The following is a 3039-nucleotide window of genomic DNA, read 5'->3' as shown; positions in this document are numbered from 1 at the left end:
TCGCCTAATGCTGGCAGTTCGTTCGGCATCTCTCTGTTTCGAATGGAAAAGCCACCCGCGCAGCGGGAATCGCGGTTCACGCTTTGCTAGAGCTGTCGTCCCTATGACTCATCCATCGGTGGATGGGGATTCCTGGGTGAGAGACAGCAGGCGAGTGGGGCGACCGGCGATGGATGCCAATCCGGTGGATCGGCACATCGCGACACGCCTGCGGGAGCGGCGGTTGCTGCTCGGGTTGTCCCAGGCCGACCTCGCGGCGCTGATCGGGGTCAGCTATCAGCAGTTGCAGAAGTATGAGGCCGGCGAGAACCGCATCGCCGCCTGCCGCCTCTATGAGATCGCCCGCAGCCTGCGCACGCCGGTCGCCTGGTTCTATGATGGGCTGGACCGCTGGGAAGCGCATTGGTCCTCCCACCACCCGCTGGTGCAGGAGCTGGTGCAGAGCTTCGCCGAGATCGGCGACGCGACGCAGCAGCAGGCGGTGATCCAGATGATCCGCGCGCTGACCCCGCGGTAGAGCGCGGACTCGCCGAAAAGTCTGAATCACGCGATCGAACACAATGCTGGAGCAGATGCGTGAGCGCTTGCGAGCGCATCATGCTCTAGTCGGCGACGCTACGCCGCCAGTGCGCGCATCTCGGCGATCAGCGCCGCCTTGCCTTCGAAGCCGATGCCCGGCAGCTCCGGCATGGTGATGTGCCCATCCTCCACCCCGACGCCGTCGGGGAAGCCGCCATAGGGCTGGAACAGGTCGGGGTAGCTCTCATTGCCGCCGAGCCCGAGGCCGGCCGCGATGTTGAGCGACATCTGGTGCCCGCCATGCGGGATGCAGCGGGAAGGCGACCAGCCGAACTGCTCCAGCACATCGACCGTGCGCAGGTATTCGACGAGGCCGTAGGACAGCGCGCAGTCGAATTGCAGCCAGTCGCGGTCCGAGCGCATCGCGCCGTACCGCAGCAGGTTGCGCGCATCCTGGTGGCTGAACAGGTTCTCCCCGGTCGCCATCGGGCCCGGATAGAACTCGGAAAGTGCCGCCTGCAGCGCGTAGTCGAGCGGGTCGCCCGCCTCCTCGTACCAGAACAGCGGATAGTCCCTGAGCATCCGCGCATAGGCGATCGCGGTCACGAGGTCGAAGCGGCCATTGGCATCGACCGCGAGACGCGCCTCTGACCCGATCTCGGCCAGCACCGCCTCGATGCGGCGGCGATCCTCCGCGATGCCGGCGCCGCCGATCTTCATCTTCACGACGGTGTAGCCGCGGTCGAGGTAGCTGCGCATCTCCGCGCGCAGCGCCGCGTCGTCCTTGCCGGGATAGTAGTAGCCGCCGGCCGCGTAGACGAAGACGCGGGGGTTTGCCGTGCGTCCCCGGCGCTCGGCCAGCAGGCGGAACAGCGGCTTGCCCGCGATCTTCGCGACCGCGTCCCAGACCGCCATGTCGATGGTGCCGACCGCGACCGAGCGCTCGCCATGGCCGCCCGGCTTCTCGTTCGCCATCATCGCCGTCCAGATGCGGTGCGGGTCGAGGTTGCCGCCGGCATCGTCGCGCAGGCTCTCCGGCGGCGCCTCCAGGATGCGGTCGCGGAAGCGCTCGCGGATCAGCCCGCCCTGGCCGTAGCGGCCATTCGAGTTGAAGCCGTAGCCGACGACGCGGCGCCCATCGCGCACCACGTCGGTGACGACCGCGACCAGGCTCGTCGTCATCTTCGTGAAGTCGATATAGGCATTGCGGATCGGCGATGCGATCGGCTGGGTGATCTCGCGGACGTCGACGATGCGCATGCTGCCCCCGTGCGGCTGGACGCCCGCGGCGCGGCGGGCCGGCGCCAGCTACGGCTGGACCTTGCCGAAGCGCCAATGCCAAGATCGGTGCGCCTCATGCGCGAACGGCATCGTCGTGGATCTCGACTGGCTCAAGGACTTCCTGGCGCTGGCGGAGCAGCGGAATTTCTCGCGCGCCGCGGAGGCCCGCCACGTCACCCAGCCCGCCTTCAGCCGCCGCATCCGCGCGCTGGAGGACTGGATCGGCGCCGGCCTCTTCCTGCGCGGGCCGCAGGGGGCGGAGCTGACGCCGGCGGGGGCGCATTTCCGGCCGCTGGCCGAGGCGCTGCTGCAGAGCCTCGACCGCGCGCGGCGCGAGACGCAGGCGGCGGGCGAAGCCAGGGCCGCGCCGCTCGCGATCGCGGCGACGCATGCGCTGTCCTTCACCTTCTTCCCCGGCTGGATCCGCGGCCACATGCAGGCCGATGCGACCGGCGCGATCAGCCTGGTCTCGGACAGCATGGCCGCCTGCGAGGCGATGATGCTGGCGGGCGAGGTGCATTTCCTGCTCTGCCATCACCACCCGGACGCGCCGACCCGCCTCGACGCTGATCGCGTGGCGGGGATTCCGGTCGGCGGCGATGTGCTGGTCCCGGTCTCGGCGCCGGAGGCGGCGGGCCGGCCGCGCTGGCCGCTGCCGCCGGCGCCCGGGCAGAAGGTGCGGCTCCTGGCCTATGGCGAGGCCTCCGGCCTCGGCCGCATCCTGGCCGCGCACCGGGCGCGCCGCGGCGACGGCGCGGGGTTCGAGACCGTCTTCACCGCGCATCTGGCGGCGACGCTGCTGACCATGGCGCAGGAAGGGCATGGCGTTGCCTGGCTGCCGCTGACCATGGCGGAGGCGGCGCTGGCGACCGGCCGCCTGGTGCGAGCGGGGCCGGAGAGCGAGGCGGTGCCGGTCGGCATCCGGCTCTACCGCGCGCCGGGCTGCCGCAACCCGGCCGCGGATGCGCTCTGGGACGTGCTCGGCGGGCCGGCGGCGGCGGAGGGGTAGCGGGCGCGCTTGTCCGGCCGAAGCGCGGGGCGTTAGGCTCCGGCGCTGCCGGGGATGCCAGGCCGGCCGCGCGCCCTCCGGGAGGATCGACGATGCCGCGCCTTCACCCCAGCCCATCCCAGCCCCTGCGCGCCGAAGCCGTCACCCCGCGACGGGGCTTGCTCGCGATGATGGCGGGCTGCGCCTGCTGCGCGGCGCTGGGCGGCGGGCTGCTCGGCGCGCGCGATGCC

At 71.2% G+C, this 3039-nt stretch carries 3 protein-coding genes; 2 read left to right on the top strand and 1 reads right to left on the bottom strand.

Annotated elements, in window-relative coordinates:
• The first annotated feature begins 169 nt into the window (after window positions 1-169).
• Window positions 170-517 (top strand): helix-turn-helix domain-containing protein, encoded by a 348-nt coding sequence (locus GXW71_RS34365; protein ID WP_211858563.1) that lies wholly within the window; start codon window positions 170-172, stop codon window positions 515-517.
• Window positions 518-615: 98 nt separating this feature from the next.
• On the opposite strand, the gene GXW71_RS34360 is transcribed toward GXW71_RS34365, so the two are convergent.
• Window positions 616-1779, bottom strand: a complete 1164-nt coding sequence (locus tag GXW71_RS34360; protein WP_211858562.1) for a mandelate racemase/muconate lactonizing enzyme family protein — start codon at window positions 1777-1779, stop codon at window positions 616-618.
• On the opposite strand from GXW71_RS34360, the gene GXW71_RS34355 reads away from it, so the two are divergent.
• Window positions 1772-2809: a LysR family transcriptional regulator gene (locus GXW71_RS34355; protein ID WP_246527155.1), complete on the top strand. Its 1038-nt coding sequence runs from the start codon at window positions 1772-1774 to the stop codon at window positions 2807-2809. The two genes, GXW71_RS34360 and GXW71_RS34355, sit on opposite strands and share 8 nt — an antisense overlap.
• Window positions 2810-3039 lie beyond the last annotated feature (230 nt).

The sequence above is a fragment of the Plastoroseomonas hellenica genome, assembly GCF_018129085.1.
Classification (GTDB): domain Bacteria; phylum Pseudomonadota; class Alphaproteobacteria; order Acetobacterales; family Acetobacteraceae; genus Plastoroseomonas; species Plastoroseomonas hellenica.
This window is presented reverse-complemented; position numbering and strand designations above follow the sequence as displayed.